At 45.0% G+C, this 16248-nt stretch carries 16 protein-coding genes; 11 read left to right on the plus strand and 5 right to left on the minus strand.

Going from position 1 to position 16248, the window contains the following annotated elements; genetic code table 11:
* Positions 1-470, minus strand: a 470-nt coding sequence (locus OA34_RS09610) for a transporter substrate-binding domain-containing protein (RefSeq protein ID WP_039674783.1), incomplete at its 3' end; no start/stop codon positions are given.
* A 401-nt stretch (positions 471-871) separates the two neighbouring features.
* Here OA34_RS09610 and OA34_RS09615 point away from each other — a divergent pair.
* Positions 872-2983 carry a methyl-accepting chemotaxis protein gene (locus tag OA34_RS09615; protein WP_286682970.1) on the plus strand — a complete coding sequence of 704 codons (2112 nt, stop codon included), beginning with the start codon at positions 872-874 and terminating at the stop codon, positions 2981-2983.
* Between the two features lie 71 nt (positions 2984-3054).
* Positions 3055-4419 carry a class II 3-deoxy-7-phosphoheptulonate synthase gene (locus OA34_RS09620; protein ID WP_039674784.1) on the plus strand — a complete coding sequence of 455 codons (1365 nt, stop codon included), beginning with the start codon at positions 3055-3057 and terminating at the stop codon, positions 4417-4419.
* Here OA34_RS09620 and OA34_RS09625 read toward each other — a convergent pair.
* Positions 4416-4703, minus strand: coding sequence for a DnaJ domain-containing protein (locus OA34_RS09625; RefSeq protein WP_060825864.1), 288 nt, complete (start codon positions 4701-4703; stop codon positions 4416-4418). The two genes, OA34_RS09620 and OA34_RS09625, sit on opposite strands and share 4 nt — an antisense overlap.
* A 128-nt stretch (positions 4704-4831) precedes the next feature.
* On the opposite strand from OA34_RS09625, the gene OA34_RS09630 reads away from it, so the two are divergent.
* Positions 4832-5251 carry a chemotaxis protein CheX gene (locus OA34_RS09630; protein WP_039674785.1) on the plus strand — a complete coding sequence of 140 codons (420 nt, stop codon included), beginning with the start codon at positions 4832-4834 and terminating at the stop codon, positions 5249-5251.
* On the opposite strand, the gene OA34_RS09635 is transcribed toward OA34_RS09630, so the two are convergent.
* From OA34_RS09635 to OA34_RS09645, 3 genes are read right to left on the minus strand one after another with little or no spacing between them, the layout of a single operon-like run.
* Positions 5217-5864, minus strand: a complete 648-nt coding sequence (locus OA34_RS09635) for a DedA family protein (protein WP_254376043.1) — start codon at positions 5862-5864, stop codon at positions 5217-5219. The two genes, OA34_RS09630 and OA34_RS09635, sit on opposite strands and share 35 nt — an antisense overlap.
* 18 nt (positions 5865-5882) lie before the next feature.
* Positions 5883-6458: an ATP-binding cassette domain-containing protein gene (locus tag OA34_RS09640; RefSeq protein ID WP_039674789.1), complete on the minus strand. Its 576-nt coding sequence runs from the start codon at positions 6456-6458 to the stop codon at positions 5883-5885.
* Positions 6455-7690 (minus strand): glutamate-5-semialdehyde dehydrogenase, encoded by a 1236-nt coding sequence (locus OA34_RS09645; RefSeq protein ID WP_039674790.1) that lies wholly within the window; start codon positions 7688-7690, stop codon positions 6455-6457. Before OA34_RS09645 ends, OA34_RS09640 begins: the two co-directional genes overlap by 4 nt.
* 124 nt (positions 7691-7814) lie before the next feature.
* Between OA34_RS09645 and OA34_RS09650 the strand changes: the two genes are divergently transcribed.
* From OA34_RS09650 to mnmH, 8 genes are read left to right on the plus strand one after another with little or no spacing between them, the layout of a single operon-like run.
* Positions 7815-8774 (plus strand): NAD(P)-binding domain-containing protein, encoded by a 960-nt coding sequence (locus OA34_RS09650; RefSeq protein ID WP_039674791.1) that lies wholly within the window; start codon positions 7815-7817, stop codon positions 8772-8774.
* Between the two features lie 8 nt (positions 8775-8782).
* Complete coding sequence (locus OA34_RS09655; RefSeq protein ID WP_039674793.1) at positions 8783-11665, plus strand: hypothetical protein; 2883 nt, start codon at positions 8783-8785, stop codon at positions 11663-11665.
* Between the two features lie 2 nt (positions 11666-11667).
* Positions 11668-12363 carry a tRNA1(Val) (adenine(37)-N6)-methyltransferase gene (locus OA34_RS09660; protein ID WP_039674800.1) on the plus strand — a complete coding sequence of 232 codons (696 nt, stop codon included), beginning with the start codon at positions 11668-11670 and terminating at the stop codon, positions 12361-12363.
* Positions 12351-12731: a YkgJ family cysteine cluster protein gene (locus tag OA34_RS09665; protein ID WP_039674802.1), complete on the plus strand. Its 381-nt coding sequence runs from the start codon at positions 12351-12353 to the stop codon at positions 12729-12731. The genes OA34_RS09660 and OA34_RS09665 overlap by 13 nt, the downstream gene beginning before the upstream one ends.
* Positions 12707-13972 (plus strand): tetratricopeptide repeat protein, encoded by a 1266-nt coding sequence (locus OA34_RS09670; RefSeq protein ID WP_039674804.1) that lies wholly within the window; start codon positions 12707-12709, stop codon positions 13970-13972. Before OA34_RS09665 ends, OA34_RS09670 begins: the two co-directional genes overlap by 25 nt.
* Complete coding sequence (gene trpC, locus OA34_RS09675; RefSeq protein WP_039674808.1) at positions 13969-14757, plus strand: indole-3-glycerol phosphate synthase TrpC; 789 nt, start codon at positions 13969-13971, stop codon at positions 14755-14757. The genes OA34_RS09670 and trpC overlap by 4 nt, the downstream gene beginning before the upstream one ends.
* Entirely contained in the window at positions 14757-15248 is a 492-nt protein-coding gene (locus OA34_RS09680; RefSeq protein WP_039674810.1) for an HIT family protein, read from the plus strand. The genes trpC and OA34_RS09680 overlap by 1 nt, the downstream gene beginning before the upstream one ends.
* The gene (gene mnmH, locus OA34_RS09685; protein WP_039674811.1) at positions 15242-16246 is read left to right on the plus strand and encodes a tRNA 2-selenouridine(34) synthase MnmH; all 1005 of its coding nucleotides are present in this window, start codon (positions 15242-15244) and stop codon (positions 16244-16246) included. The genes OA34_RS09680 and mnmH overlap by 7 nt, the downstream gene beginning before the upstream one ends.
* Positions 16247-16248: the final 2 nt, after the last annotated feature.

The following is a 16248-nucleotide window of genomic DNA, read 5'->3' on the forward strand; positions in this document are numbered from 1 at the left end:
GTCGTTCCCGTTTGAAGACAAATCGAAGCACCGTCTAACTCTTTGGCACTTTTGACGCCGAGTTTTTTCGTCACCATAAAGCCTTGTCCGTCATAATAATTGACGCCGGCGAAATTTAAACCCAAAGAGGTATCGCGTGTTTCCGTCCATGTCGTATTACGGGAAAGCATATCAATCTCGCCCGATTGAAGCGCGGTTAATCTCTCTTTTGCGTTCAAAGCGACGTATTTAACCTTTTTGGCGTCACCAAGTGTTGCCGCGGCGACGGCACGGCATACGTCCACGTCGATTCCTCTGTAAATACCGTCGCTACCGACTTCGGAAAACCCCGGAAGTCCGCCGTCGACGCCGCACTTCACAAAACCTTGCTTTTGTACTTCACTGAGCGTATCGGCACTAAGTGTCGTGACGCCTAAACCCAAAATCGTTACGGTTGCTAAAGAGACTTTAGCGATACGAGATAAAACCATTATTTCTTTCCTTTCGTTTGAGAATTGGTGTACGTCCATTTTAACATCAAAAGATTTTTTTTGGCGAAAAAATTGCCTATAAATTAATCAGTCGAAAAAGGTGTGTAGAATCTACATTCTTGAAGAAAAAAGGCTTTTTCGAAATCTTATGATTATTTTTTAATCAATTTTATCATTGCATCGAGATTGCTATTTTTGTATAGTTCTGCGTTGTTTTTTTTAAAATATAAAGCTTTCAATGCTCTATATGAAGGGGCTTACAGACGATACTTTTTTTGAGGCGATTCAATGACGTAAAACCGTCGGAAGCGTTTATGAATCAAAGCAATCGTTAAACGTCTTTCTATAATAAAAGAAAATGATTAAAAATTAAACAATCAAAAACAATAAAGGAAAATACCGTGCTTTCACTCAAAGATAAAGGGACTATTTGGTCGAAATGGACGTGCAATAAAGGAATGCTCAGTGCCGTAGAGACCGCATTTGAAGGTATTGCGCAAACACGTAAACGGCTTATGGTCGAATGGGCAAACGAAATATGGCGCGAAGTCGAAAATACCGCTATTCTTCTCGATCAAGAAGCAGGCGATCCCATCGGTATCCTCAAAGAGCAAGAAAAGCTAAGCGAAACGATTTTAGAATATTTCATCCTTAACGGTGCCAAAACGATGCTTTTTAGCTCGATACAACGTCCGTTAAAAGAGTATCGTTACGATGCAACCGCTTTTTGCGAAGCAATCGATTACGTTCAGCTTGCCTCCTCGCAACTGCTTTTCGGCCCTTACGTCGATGAAGATACGCTTTTATTTAGACCGAAGGCTTCGACGTTCCACGATTGCGTAACGCTCGCTTTTATGAAACACGTTACATGTCAAAACGAAAAGTGCCTTCTCGTCGCACGTGTTTCCAACGATACGCTCAGCGATCTTATTCAACGCGAAGCGGGACATATCTTTAAAGAATCCGGCGATAACTATCTGTTTATGATCAAACCCTATTTTAATAAAAACATTAAAACCGGAACGGCACTTTCTCGCTCGCGTTTTGAAGACGACACGTTTAGCTTCGGTGAAAACCTCAAAGAGGGCGTGCACACAAAACAAGGCATCATTTCGATTCAAAAACATACCGAATTTGAGATCGTTTTTAACGACCCCGCGACCAAAGCATTGCACTTTGGCGTAGCCAACACCGTTAAAAAAGGAGCAAATCTCTGTTGTGCGTATCCGGGGTATTCCGATTATCGCGGCATTCCCGTGATCGGCAAAGGTATTACCGTAACGCTTCCTTATAGCCTCGATACGTGGGGGATGATGTGCGAGGGCGATCTTTTGGAAGTATACGACATCATGCAATTTCGCCATAAACTTTATTTTAGAATGGCTTTGCTCATCGGTCTTTTCATTCCGAGTGCCTATTATGCAACACTCACGTTTATGCCGTTTTTAACCCGCTTACAAGAAATCGGCATCATTACGACGGTTTCTTTAGCGATGATTTTAGGGATGACCAAAAACGAACTGTCTAATTTTTTTAATGCATACGCCTCTTTACGTTCACTCTTGCAAAGTTTTGTCGAAGGTGACGGCGATATTACCCAACGGGCAGATTTGAATCGATTTGCAAAAGACGAGAACCGACGTACGGCCGTTTGGATTAACAGCGTCATCGATATTTTCGATACGATCTTACAAAAAACCAAAAGCTCGCTTCTCAATTTGCTCAATCTCAATAAACATCTCACCAACACGATCGTCGTAACGGGCAAAAAAATCGAGCAAATCGGCGTTAGCATTCAAAATATCGCGACGCATATTCAAACCCAAAACAACGCGATCCAAAATTCGGTCACTAAAGCCGACGCGATGAGCCTTAAAATTAGCCAAACGCAAGCACATGTCGCCGAAAAACTCGGAAAAGTAGAATCGTCCATCGGCAACATCAAAACCATCGCAGACGAAACGACGCAGATTATTTTTACGCTGGAGCAAAACGTCGCCGAGGTTTCGTCGATGATCGAAACCATCAAAGACATTACCGACAAAACCAATCTTCTCTCCCTCAATGCGGCGGTAGAAGCCAGTCGTGCGGGCGAACAAGGACGCGGATTTGCGGTCGTCGCCGAAGAGGTTCGCAAACTAGCCGACATGACCGATAAAGCCACCGTACGTATCGAAGCCATCGTGCATAACATTAACGACAATGTCGGAGACGCGCTTTCGAGTATGCAAAACGTCAATCGTACGGTCGACAACGGTGTTGCGATCTCCACCGAATCGTTACAAAGTATCGATGCGATTTTGCACGACCAAAAAGAGGTGATCTCGGCGATGAAAGAAGACGTTTACGCCGTTTTTGAAGATTCGAAAAATACGATGCTTCACGCAAAGGCGATTAGTGACGAAGTGCACGAGTTAACGCACCTTAACCGCCGCGTACGAACGATTAGCGACAGCGTCACGCATCACGTCAATTCGCTTAGCAAAACCGTAGGGCAGTTTAAAACGTCCTAAAACGTCGGGACTTTTCAATTCTCTTTAAAGCCAATCTCATTATAATAGAGAAAATCATTAAAGGGTCTTTTATGAGTTCTTGGACGCGTGCATCTTGGAGAAACAAACCGATCAAACAACAACCGACTTATGCTAATCAAGAGATTTTAAAAAATGTCGAAGAAGAGCTAAGTAAGTATCCGCCGCTCGTATTTGCCGGAGAAGTGCGACAACTCAAATCCGCTTTGGCGGACGTCGTACACGGCAAGGCTTTTTTACTGCAAGGCGGCGACTGTGCCGAAAGTTTTGCGGAATTTAATGCGGTCAATATTCGCGACATGTTCAAAGTTCTGCTTCAAATGGCGGTCGTTTTGACCTTTGCCGGAGGGTGTCCGATCGTTAAAGTCGGAAGACTCGCGGGACAATTCGCCAAGCCCCGCTCAAGCGATTACGAAGAGTTGAACGGCGTCAAATTGCCGAGTTATCGCGGCGATATTATCAACGATATCGAATTTACCGAAGAAGCGCGTATACCAAACCCGAAACGCATGCTCAAAGCCTACAACCAATCGGCGGCGACAATGAACTTACTGCGCGCCTTTTCGCGCGGCGGTTTGGCAGACTTGCATCAAGTACATAAATGGACCTTAGGTTTTGTCCAAGAGAGTCCTTTGGGCGATCGCTACCGACATTTATGCGAGCGCATTTCCGAAACGCTTGCGTTTATGGAAGCATGCGGTATCACATCGACTAGCACGCCGAGCATTCACGAAACCGTCGTCTATACCTCACATGAAGCCTTGCTTCTCAACTACGAAGAAGCCCTCACGCGTCAAGACAGTTTAACCGGAGACTGGTACGACTGTTCGGCGCATATGCTGTGGATCGGCGATCGAACGAGAGAAGTCGACGAAGCACATGTCGAGTTTTTAACCGGCGTTAAAAATCCTATCGGTATTAAAGCAGGCCCTAGCATGACGGCCGAAAAGCTGATGGCGTTAATCGAAAAATTGAACCCCGAAAACGAAGCGGGACGCATCAACATTATCGTTCGTATGGGTGCCGATAAAATCGAATCCGAATTCCCAAAACTCGTACGCGCGGTCAAAGCAGCGAGAAAAGAAGTGCTTTGGAGTATCGATCCGATGCACGGAAATACCATCAAAGCTTCCAATAACTACAAAACGCGTTCGTTTGATGAAGTCTTACGCGAAGTCAAAGGCTTTTTTAAAGTTCACGAAGAAGAGGGCACGTTTCCGGGCGGCGTTCATTTGGAGATGACGGGACAAGATGTCACCGAGTGCATCGGCGGCGCACAAGAGATCACCGAAGAGAACCTTGCATGCCGTTACCAAACCCAATGCGACCCGCGTCTCAACGCGAACCAAGCTCTTGAACTTGCCTTTTTGATTGCCGATTCCCTCAAAGCGGCACGCCAACGTCTGATAGAATCTTAACGCTCGTTCATCCATATTCCCGCTTTGGCGTCATAAAGCGGGAATTGGTGCTTAAACTCCTCTTCGTCAAAGTCAAATCGATAGGCTTCCATATAATCCATCACCAGTGTGTACGCATCGTTAATGGCTTGAAATTTTGCGTGATCGCCTGTTGGCATATCGGGATGAAACTCTTTGCATAAGAGCAGATAAACGCTTCGAACGGTCTTTTTATCGGTTTTTCCGACAAGACCCAACGTCTCTACGGCACGGCTAAACGCTTCAAAACTGATCTCTTTTTCCATCACGTGAGTTCCTTATTTTTGACATGTAGCTTTGAATATGCCTCATTGGCGCATCGATTGTTATTTAATCTTTAATTTACATTGCTTGCATTATAATCGTTTCACAAAATAATATTTTTGGACAAAAAATGAAACAAGCCGTTCTTTCTGCCGCTGAGAATTTTTGCTCCACGATCTTATCGACGTCTTTACGACAAGGGCGACTCGAAACAGACAACTTTTACGGTGCCGCGGTTTCTTTGTACGAAAACGAAGCCGAGCATATTTGGTATCTCTTATTTCAACGAGAAACCCTCAACCAAATCGCACAAAACCTTCTTTTTGAAGATAGCCTGTGCGAAGACGATCTGGACGACTTAATCAAAGAGGTTTCCAACCAAATTATCGGCGGAGCCAAAGTCATCTTACAACAAAAATACCCAAATCACACCTACCAACTCAGCGTTCCCGAATTTATGGGACATATCTCGCATCCTTTCCCGTTTACGACGCAAGAAACGCTGTGTTATTCGCTTAACGATTTTTCGTTTGTGATTGCGCGCCAATAGCACTACGAGCGCGTTTTTTCTCTTTTGTACGAAATACTTTGACGTACACGAGCGAACTAACGACGATCAAAGCGAGTAAACTCCACGTTATCGTATGCAAATTTTCTTCCAAAAGGGCTTGATTCTGACCGAAGAAATACCCCAAAAGCGTCAAAATCGTGACCCAAATACCGGCACCCAATCCCGTGTAAAAGCAAAAAAGTGCCACATTCATACGCGCCAATCCGGCGGGCAACGAGATGTAATGGCGTACAACGGGGATCAGACGTCCCGTAAACGTTGAAAACGAACCGTGCGTTTTGAAAAATCGTTCGACTTTTTCAAGCTTTTCGGCACTAAAAAAGAGATAATGGCCGTATTTTAAAATCAATTTTCGACCCAAAAAGACTGCCAAATAGTAATTAAGTAAAGCTCCGGCGATACTTCCGAGCGTTCCTAACACGATCACGACCGGCATACTCATTTCGCCTTTAGCACATAAATAGCCCGCCGGGATCATCACAACTTCGCTGGGAAGCGGAAAAACACTGCTTTCGATCAACATCATCACGAAAATACCCAAATACCCTAAAGCTCCAACCGTTTGAACAATCCAATCTATCATAGCGTGCATGCCGTTTTAATCCTTACTTTATGTTAATTTAATCGTTTTATCGCTACACCATGCGGCTAAATGCGTATCGTGCGTAATAAGTACGATTCCCACGCGATCTAAAAAACGCATCAGCAACTGCATCACATGTAAGCCCGTAACGTTATCGAGCGCGGAAGAGGGCTCGTCGGCTAAAAGCAGTTGAGGCTTCATCAATAATGCACGTAAAATCGAGCATCGTTGCAATTGACCGCCGCTTAATTGATGCGGTTTTTTCGTTAAAAGGTTCGCATCAAGGTCCAAGTCGTGCAATAACGCTTCGCAATCTTCCATCGACGCGACGTCTTTGATTTGATTTTCAATGCTATACGTCGGGTGAAACGACGTGTAAGGGTCTTGAAAAATTTGTGAAAGCGGTGCGGCAACGATGCTTCCTTTAAGCGGTTTAAGGTGTCCGGTAATGAGCTCGAAAAGCGTGCTTTTCCCGCTTCCGCTCGCTCCCAAAATCGAAACGCATTCACCTCGATGCACGCTTAAGCAAAAATCCTCGTACAAAAGCCGTCCATGAGGATAACCGAAGCAAAGGCCTTCAATCGCTAACACCTCTTGGTTCATTCGCGAATTTGCCCTTGCCCGTAAACTTTAAATTTATAAGTCGTCAAATCGTTAATACCCATAGGACCGCGCGCATGCAGTTTATTGGTACTGATGCCCACTTCCGCCCCGAAGCCGAATTCTCCGCCGTCGGTAAAACGCGTCGAAGCGTTGGCGTACACCGCCGCCGCGTCTACTTCGTTTAAAAAACGCTCAACGACGCTGTAATTGTCGCTCAAAATTGCCTCCGAATGCGAAGAGCCGTAAGCCGCGATATGCGCAATTGCCGCATCGACGTTCGCAACGATCTTGATGTTTAAAGCGTTGCTTAAGTGTTCGGTATGATAATCTTCGTCACTCGCACGTTCTACATGTAAGAGTTCTTGTGTTTTTTCGCACCCTTTGACGTGCGTTCCCGCGCGATCAAGTGCCTCTTTCATCCGCGGTAAAAACGTTTCGGCGATTGCTTCGTGTACCAAAAGCGTTTCAAGAGAGTTGCATGCGCTGGGACGTTGGCATTTGGCATTTAAAACGATTGCGACGGCACGTTCGTGATCGGCGTCTCGGTCGACGTAGGTATGGCAAACGCCTTTATCGTGTTTTACGACCGGAACGGTTGCGTTTTCGCTGACGTAGCGAATCAACGCTTCGCCGCCCCGCGGAATAATCAAATCAACGTAGCGATCCATTTTAATGAGTTTTGCGACGCCTTCACGGGAAGCATCGGGTAGGAGCGAAATAATTTCTTCGGGTAAACGGTTGTTTCGCAACACCGCTTGCAAAAGCGCGGCAATCGCCCGATTACTGTGCAATGCCTCTTTCCCGCCTTTGAGCACGCATGCGTTGCCGCTTTTGAAACACAATGCCGCCGTATCGCTCGTGACGTTCGGACGGCTCTCGTAAATAATACCGATGACGCCGATGGGAATACTCACTTTTTCAATGCGCAACCCGCTTTGAACGACCCATCCTTCCAAAACGCGTCCGATCGGCTCTTTGAGTGCCGCGATTTCGCGAATGGCCTGCGCCATATCCGCAATGCGCTTGGCGTTTAAGAGCAATCGATCAACCAAGGCACTCGCTAAATTTGCTTTTCGTGCCTCTTGTAAATCTTTTTCGTTTTCGGCAAGGATCGTATCGACATTTTTTTCCAGAGCATCCGCCATCTGCATCAATACCGATACTTTCGTATGGGGATCAAGCGTGGCGATCGTCTTGCTTGCCGCTTTAGCATGTTCTAAAAAAGTTTGCACGGTTCTCTTTCCTTAATCATCGCATTTACGGGGATTTTACACTTTTTATATTTAATAAGCCATAAGTAAGCTCGGGGTATAATGGACGTTATAAAGAAGAAACAAACGGGAGACGACACACATCATGGTACAGTTATACGATTTAGTCATTATCGGAGGAGGCCCCGGAGGCATCGGTGCGGCGGTTGAAGCAAAAGCCTTAGGGCTTCAAAACATCTTGATGATCGAAAAAGGCGAAAACCATTCGCAAACCATTCGCAAATTTTACAAAGACAACAAACGCGTCGATAAGAACTACAAAGGACAAGAGATCGAGCTCAAAGGGACGATCGATTTTCGAGACGGCACGAAAGAGAGCACGCTCAACTATTTTGATTCCTTACTCGATAAAGGCGAAATCGATACGGCGTTTAACAGCGAAGTCGAAAGCATCACGAAAGAGAACGGACAATTCTACGTCGTAACGTCCAAAGCCGGCTACCGTGCAAAAAACGTTATCGTTGCCATCGGAACGATGGGCAAGCCCAATAAACCCGACTATACGCTTCCGATCTCGCTTAAAGAGCGCATCAACTTCAACCTCGACAAATGTTCGCAAAAAGAGAAACTGTTGATCGTCGGCGGCGGCAATTCGGCGGTCGAATACGCAATCGAGCTCTCCAAAACCAATAACGTCACGCTGAACTACCGTCGCGATACTTTTAGCCGACTCAACGACATCAATTTAACCCTTATCAACGAATACAACGGTCAAGAGAAACTGCGCTTGCGCTTGGGTATGGATATCGTCTCGATCGAAAACGAAAACGGTTTGGTTAAAGTCAATTTTACCGACGGCTACTACACGATTTACGATCGCGTCATCTATGCCATCGGCGGAACGACGCCGGTCGATTTTCTTAAAAAATGCGGTATTACCTTCGATGCGGAAGGCAAACCCGAGTTTGACGAGCACTACGAGACGAAAACCAAAGGGCTCTACCTTGCCGGCGACATCGCGGTTAAAAGCGGCGGAAGTATCGCCATTGCGCTCAACCACGCCCACGATATCGTAACGCATATTTTAACTTCGTCTCACATGTAAGGATAGAAATGGCAAAAATCCCTCTTTCGTCGTCACAAAGTTTAAACATTCTTTTAAGCGTCATTATCGTCGTAGGCGGTTTTTCCGCTTACGAATTCGGTCATTTCGACGGTGTTTCGTTTGACGAACTCGGCGAAAAATACATTAGTAAAAGCGACGTCAAATTTAGCGATTTACCCAGAGACGTTCAAAAACGCTATATCGATAAAGAAGCGACTTTGGAACAAAACAAAGAGGCTTCCGATCTTTTAGAAGACACCTATCTCGACGAGCAAGGAAAACCTATTCCCGAGTCGGAAGTGACGCCGCAAGATATGAAACGCCTGATTGCCAAGTTGCAAAAAACGCTTCTTTTCTTACAACACGACAATTTACTGATAACGAATGAAAAAAACGAACTTGCTAAAAAACTTGACGAACAAGAGAACGAACGCGAGAGCGAAAAAGCGGAACTTCAAAGCAAAAATACCGAACGCCTCAACGAGGCGGAACAGCAGCATTATCGTAACATCAGCGATCTGACGATGAAAATCAACGAATTGCAAAAAGAAAACGTGGTCATCGCGCAAAAAGCCAATCTGGAAGCCAACGCATTGCGTTCTCAAATCGACGAATTAAAAAGCCAAGCCGTTGAAGCCGAAACGCGCAAGGGCAAAGAGATTCAAAAAGCGCGCGAAGAAGAACAAGCCAAGCTGAGCGACTATAAAGAAAAAATCAAACTTCTGAACGATCAAATTTCACTTCTGAACGAACAAATCGCCAACAACAACGATACGGCGAAAAATGCCTTTATGCGCAAACAAGACGAAATCGATAAACTGAAAAACCAACTCGATCTTGCGGCAAAAGAGAAAAACGAGCTTTTAAGCAAGCAAACCCAAAACCTTCTTGCGGCGGATCAAAAACATAAAGACGAAATTGCCCAATACGTCAGAACCATCGAACAACTCAAAGCCGACACCGAAACGCTCATCGCAAAAAATCGCCAAGAAATGAGTGACCAAGAACAAGTGGGCCTTAAAAAATTAGCCGTCCAAGAAGAGAAAATCAAAGGTCTCAACGCCGAACTTGCAAGTGCGCAAAAACACGTAGATGCCTTAATTTTGGAGAATGAAAAAGATTTCAATAAGTTTAAAACCTATCTTGAAGACGAGAAAAAGCTCAACAAAGAACTCACCGCGGGCAATAAAAAACTGGAAGAAAACGCTCAAGCGATGGAAAAAAGTTTGAACGACAGCTTGCTCAAACATAAAGAGGAGTTGGCAAAAAAAGAGATTGTCATTCAAGAACTCAACGATAAAATTGCCAAACTCAACAACGATAAACTCAACGTCGAAGCCGAAGTAAAACGTCGCGTCGACGAAAACGACAAAGTCCATAATAAAAACTACAAAATTTTCAACGAGAAAATCGCAAGCTTCGAAGCCTCTAAAAAAGCCTTAACGGAAAACCTCGACAAACAATTAGCCGAGTACAAAGCCAGTGCAAAAGAGACGTATGATCGCGTTCAGTTCCATACGGAAGAGCTTACGCGCGCCAACGAAGAGTTGAAACAAAAAATGAGTGCCAAAGACCAAGAACTTCAAAACGCGAAAAATCAACTCGTAGCGTTTAAACTTGAACAGCAAAAAGCTCAAGACGCCAAAGATACTTCGCTCAAATCCGCCCAAAGCACGCTGGAAACGCTTCGCGGCGAAACCAAACAAAAAGAAGAAGCCTACCTTCTTAAAATTCAAACGCTAGAGGCCGATCTGCGCGCAAAAGAGGCAACGGCGACAGCGGCAAAAAAAGACGAAACGCTTAAAATTGCGACACTGGAGAAAGAGATTAAAACCAAAGCGGTTGAGATGCAAGCACTTCGCGATGAAAATTCGCGCCACGAAAGCGCGCTCAAAACGCTTCAAGTCAAAATCAAAGATATGGAAGACTCCGCAACCAAGGCAAGCAATAAGCAAATCGAAGAGCTCAAAGCCAAACTGGCGCAAACCGAGAAAAACCGTGCAACCGAAAACACGCAATTGGTCGATCTTAAAGATACGTTACGTGCCAAAGAGATCGAATACCTAGACGCCCTTAAAGAAAAAGACAAAGCGTTCAAAGCCAAAGAGACGCAACTTTCGGCGAGCAAAGACGAGATTAAAAAGATAAGTGCCGTACAACAAAACGGCGAAGAAGAGATTAAAAAACTCAAAGAAGAACTGAAACAAAAAGAGTTTAAGCATCTTGAAGAGACCAAAACGCTTCAAAATGAGCTCAAAGTGAAAGAAAGTGCGCTCAACGGCAACCAAAAACAAGAGACGCTCAAAAGTATCGCTTTGGAAAAAGAGCTCAAACAAAAAGAATTGGCGTTTACTCAAGAAAAAGACGCTCTGAGCAAACGTTTGGCGGCAAGCGAACAGTCGCTCAAAACGTTAAACGAAAAGTTGGCGTTACTCGAAGCGTCCGAATCGACGAAAAACGCGCCTAAAACGGCCGCCGCAACGTCAACACCGAACAAACCCGCCGGCAAGGGACAAAAGCCCGTTTTCGTCGATTCGATTATGTGTACCGATATGGGAACGGGTGTCAACGCCATTTCCGAGCAGTGCAAACAAAACGTGCAAGCCTTCTTAAGCAAATACGACGGTACTTATTTCTTTGAGGTCGCACCTATCGTCGATAACGGCGGATTTGCCTCGTTAAAACTGATTAAAAGTAAAAAAGTCGGCGTCGAGGACAGCGAAATTGATCGCATCAGTTCCCTTGCCAACATCGGCTTAGGAAAAGCACGCGCCAAAGCGGGCGGAGAGCTCATTGAAACGTTTGTGGGCGATGGCGCGAAGATCAGCTATGCGCTTTCCAACGTCGAAAAAGATAAATCCAAAGGGTTTTTAATCAAGGTGTACCGATAAGCATGCAACTTTACCAATACGAAACGGGCTATCGCTACAACAGCGATACGCTCTTACTTTACGATTTTATCGCGGCATGTCACCCCAAAGGATCGATACTGGACGTCGGATGCGGATGCGGTATTTTAGGGCTTTTGCTCAAACGCGATTTTCCTGAAACGTCAATGACGCTTTTGGATATTCAAGAAGCGAATATGATTCTCAGCGAGCGCAATGCGGGGCTCAATTCTTTACATGTAGGTTTCATACACGGCAATTTTACGGAAACGTCGTTTAGCGATAAATTCGACTGGATCGTCTCTAACCCGCCTTTTTACCATCAAGGCGTCGTGAAAAGCCAAAACGAGTCACTTTTTTTGAGTCGTCACGGCAGTGCCTTACCGTTTGGAGCATTGGCGCATAAAGTCACGAAAAACTTGAGCAACCGCGGCTATTTTTGCTTTTGTTACGACGCCAAACAACTGGATATGCTCATGCAAGAGTTACAAAAAGCAAAGCTCAACGTCGAAGAGATCTGTTTCGTTCACCCCAGCTACGATAAAGAGTCCTCGCTGGTTTTGATTCGCGCGCGTAAAAATTCTAAAACTTTATGCAAAGTACGTCCGCCGATTATTTTATACGAGAACGATCGGTTTACTCCTCGCGTCGCACATATTTTTGAAAAATCACAAACCAAGAGCTTAGCATGGCAGAACTAATGCGTTGCAATGCTTATCCCTACGCTTTTGATCCTAGCGCGTGCGAAACGTGTCAGGGCAACTGCTGTATCGGTGAAAGCGGTTATATTTGGGTCAGCACAGAAGAGATCGAAGCGATCGCGGCAAAACTTTCTTTGAGCAAAGCGCTTTTTATCAATAACTATTTAAACAAAATTCGCTATCGTTTCACGATCAAAGAGGTCGTTCACGAAAGCGGGTATGCGTGTATTTTTTTCGATTCGCACCGCAAACAATGCGGCATCTACGAAGTACGTCCCAAACAGTGTCGAACGTTTCCTTTTTGGGAACATTTTAAAGATAACATGAACGAGGTAGTTTCAGAATGTCCCGGTATTATTCCTTTATAGTCGTTTTTTTCCTTTTGGTGGGATGTAGCACCAAAGAAGTCGTCTTCACCGAAACGACCAAAAAAGTCTTTGAAGAAGAGGATAACCTTATTCTTCAAGCCCTTGATTATCAACAACGCGGCGATTATGCGAATGCTAAAAGAGTATACCACGTTCTTTACGATCAGAGCCAAAAGAAAGACTATTTGACCGAAGAAGCGGGATTGGCGTTTGTTCTCCAAACGCAAGATGCCGCCGCATTGATCGACGAAGGACTTCGAAAATACCCCGAAGAGAAAAACTTTACACGCTTACATGTCGGTCAACTCGTCAAAGAAAAACGCTACGAAGAAGCGGAAAAAGAGATCCTTTCGTTAATCGGTACCGACAAGACCGTTCAACACTTAAGCATTGCCGCCAATTTGTATTTGCAGATGAAAAACTACGACGTTGCGCTCAAATACTTTGAAAGTGCGTACAAACTCGAACCTTCCGAAGAGCTGTTGATGAATATGGTCGAAGTGTTGTACCGCTTTTTAGACCGTAAAGACGACGCCATGGCGTACCTTGAAACCTTTGCGTCCATGGAAGGATGCGGGCAACACGTGTGCTACAAACTCGTTGAAATCTACGGACGCGATCGTAACGTGAACGGATTGATCGCAACGTACAAAAAACTCTATAAAGAGAACCAAAACGAAGAAATCGCCAAGAAAATCGTCGAATTGATGCTCTATTCCAAAGACATCAAAGGCGCGATCGCCTTTTTGGAAAAAAGTCGGTTTAACGAAGATTTATTGCTCCAAATTTATGCAACGCAAAAGAAATTTAAAAACGCTTACGAACTTGCCGAAGAACTCTACGACGATACGAAAAACATCGACTACCTCGGTAAAATGGCAATTTATGAATATGAGCTCAATAAAAACGCACTTTCGCCCGAAGTTTTACAGTCTATAATGCATAAATTTGAAGAAGTAACCGCTATTTTGAACGATTCGGTCTACTTAAATTACTACGGCTACTTATTGATCGATCATACTATCGATGTTAAAAAAGGAATCGCTTTGGTGGAGAGGGCGTTAAAACTCGAACCCGATTCGCCTTACTATTTGGACTCTTTAGCGTGGGGATACTACAAGCTAGGAGAGTGCCAAAAAGCCTACGATATTATGAAAGATTTCGACGAAAGCATCTCCGAACCCGAAGTGTTAAGCCACATTAATGCCATCAAACAATGCCTCAAAGAGAAACGACCATGATTTTAGACGAGATTATCAAGCGTACCAAAGACGATTTGGAGAAAAAGAAAAAAAAGTATACGATCGATTGGTTAGGGCGAAGCCTTGCGTTTAATCCTTATATGCCGCGCGACGTTAAGCCGTATCTTAAAGCCACGAGCGACAATCCTTACCGCATTATCGCCGAAGTGAAAAAAGCAAGCCCGAGTAAAGGAATTATCAAAGAGGATTTCGATCCGCTTGAGATCGCAAAAGCGTATGAGTTAGGCAAAGCCGATGCGATTTCCGTTTTAACCGAGCCGCACTATTTTAAGGGCGATTTAGAATACCTCACGCAAATACGCCGTTACGTTCCGACGCCGTTGCTTCGAAAAGATTTTATCGTAGACGAGTATCAGATCGTCGAGGCGCTCGTTTACGGTGCCGATTTTATTTTGTTGATCGCCAAAGCGCTCAGTAAAACCGAGCTCAAACACCTCTTAGAGTATGCGTTTCGTTTAGGATTGGAAGTTTTAGTCGAAATTCACGACAAAGAAGATTTGGTCAAAGCGATTTTTGCGGGCGCGAACATTATCGGTATCAACCATCGCAATTTAGAGACTTTCGATATGGATATGAGCCTAACCGAAAAGCTCATGCCGCTCATTCCGCAAGGCAAAATCATCGTCGCGGAAAGCGGATTGAACGATAAAGAGACGATTCGGCATTTAAGCAAAGTCGGTGCGGACGCTTTTTTGATCGGCGAATACTTTATGCGCGAACCCGATATCGCGTCCGCATTGGCAGCGATCAAAAAGGTCGACTGATGGATTACATGTACGCACCGTGGCGCGACGTTTATTTTAAGGAAAAAGAAGAGGGGTGTGTTTTTTGCCGTATTAGCGAACATCCCGAAATGGACGAAGCGCATCACGTTCTCTATCGCGACGAACTCTGCTTTGTCGTGATGAACCGCTATCCGTACACGCCGGGGCATTTTATGGTTATACCGCACGTTCATACCGACGCTATCGAATCTTTAGAGTCTTCGACGTGGCTTCGTATGTCCCATCTGGTGCAATGTTCGGTTAAAATGCTTAAAGAAGGGCTGGGAGCGCACGGTGTCAATTTAGGTATGAATTTGGGTAAAAGCGGCGGTGCCGGCATTGCCGAACATGTACATTACCATATTCTTCCGCGTTGGAGCGGCGATACCAATTTTATTACCGCTATAGCGCAAACCCGCGTCTACGGTACGGATTTTGACGCCTTGTATCACACACTTCACGCGCTGATTCCGACGTATTTTTCATGTTAAAAGAATGCGACGTCGAAACGTTTCTAGCGTCTCGCGAAGCGTTGGATCTTCTGATCGACGCTCGTAGCCCCAAAGAATTTAGCGAATCTTGCATCGTAGGCGCACAAAACTTTTATGCGCTAAGCGATGCACAACACCAAGAAGTCGGTACGATTTACAAACAACGATCGCGCAACGAAGCCAAGATTTTAGGCGCGCGTTACATCTGCGAAAACGTTGCCGCAGACCTTCAAACGATCGCAAAACACTATCCCATAGGCTCGAAGATCGGCATTTATTGTGCTAGAGGAGGGCTAAGATCCAGTTCGATCGCCATTATATTGTCGCATATCGGTTATCAAGTCTATCGTTTGGAAGGCGGTTATAAACGTTATCGCGCGTACGTACTAACGTTTTTCGAGCAATTGCCTCACCGACGTTTTATCGTCCTCGGAGGAAAAACGGGTTGCGGCAAAACCGAGTTGCTCAAACGACTCTCGCCTTCGCTCGATATCGAAGGATTCGCCAATCATTTAGGTTCGAGTTTCGGCGCGGTCTGCGGAGCGCAACCGAGCCAAAAGATGTTTGAAAACAGCCTCTTTAACGCTCTTTACTCTTTAAAACCCGATCAGAGTATCTTTGTGGAAGCCGAGAGCAAGCGTCTTGGAAAAGTCACGATTCCCGCGCGCGTGTATCAAAACATTCAAACAGGCGTTCGAGTCGAAATTACCGCACCCTTTGAGATGCGTACGAAACGCATCTTGCACTACTACCAAAACGTAACGCCGGAATTTTTTTACCGTGCAATGGCGATTATCGCGCCGTACATTCGCAAAAGCGTTAAAGAGGCGATTATCGATGCGTACGAACGTCGTGATTTACAAAGCGTCGTTACCTTCTTACTGCGCGATTATTACGATTTGGTCTATCAAAAACCTTTACATGTAAGCTTTTTTTTCGACAATGCAAACGAAGCGTCATGCATCGCTTCACTCTTAAACCTTCGCGAAACGCTTTAAGC

This window comes from Sulfurospirillum sp. MES (assembly GCF_000789415.1).
Taxonomy (GTDB): domain Bacteria; phylum Campylobacterota; class Campylobacteria; order Campylobacterales; family Sulfurospirillaceae; genus Sulfurospirillum; species Sulfurospirillum cavolei.

Excerpts from the sequence above, each read along its gene's own strand:
- OA34_RS09620 (WP_039674784.1), top strand. The coding sequence starts at position 3,055 with ATGAGTTCTTGGACGCGTGCATCTTGGAGAAACAAACCGATCAAACAA.
- OA34_RS09625 (WP_060825864.1), bottom strand. The coding sequence starts at position 4,703 with ATGGAAAAAGAGATCAGTTTTGAAGCGTTTAGCCGTGCCGTAGAGACG.
- OA34_RS09630 (WP_039674785.1), top strand. The coding sequence starts at position 4,832 with ATGAAACAAGCCGTTCTTTCTGCCGCTGAGAATTTTTGCTCCACGATC.
- OA34_RS09635 (WP_254376043.1), bottom strand. The coding sequence starts at position 5,864 with ATGCACGCTATGATAGATTGGATTGTTCAAACGGTTGGAGCTTTAGGG.
- OA34_RS09640 (WP_039674789.1), bottom strand. The coding sequence starts at position 6,458 with ATGAACCAAGAGGTGTTAGCGATTGAAGGCCTTTGCTTCGGTTATCCT.
- OA34_RS09650 (WP_039674791.1), top strand. The coding sequence starts at position 7,815 with ATGGTACAGTTATACGATTTAGTCATTATCGGAGGAGGCCCCGGAGGC.
- OA34_RS09655 (WP_039674793.1), top strand. The coding sequence starts at position 8,783 with ATGGCAAAAATCCCTCTTTCGTCGTCACAAAGTTTAAACATTCTTTTA.
- OA34_RS09660 (WP_039674800.1), top strand. The coding sequence starts at position 11,668 with ATGCAACTTTACCAATACGAAACGGGCTATCGCTACAACAGCGATACG.
- OA34_RS09665 (WP_039674802.1), top strand. The coding sequence starts at position 12,351 with ATGGCAGAACTAATGCGTTGCAATGCTTATCCCTACGCTTTTGATCCT.
- OA34_RS09670 (WP_039674804.1), top strand. The coding sequence starts at position 12,707 with ATGTCCCGGTATTATTCCTTTATAGTCGTTTTTTTCCTTTTGGTGGGA.
- trpC (WP_039674808.1), top strand. The coding sequence starts at position 13,969 with ATGATTTTAGACGAGATTATCAAGCGTACCAAAGACGATTTGGAGAAA.
- OA34_RS09680 (WP_039674810.1), top strand. The coding sequence starts at position 14,757 with ATGGATTACATGTACGCACCGTGGCGCGACGTTTATTTTAAGGAAAAA.
- mnmH (WP_039674811.1), top strand. The coding sequence starts at position 15,242 with ATGTTAAAAGAATGCGACGTCGAAACGTTTCTAGCGTCTCGCGAAGCG.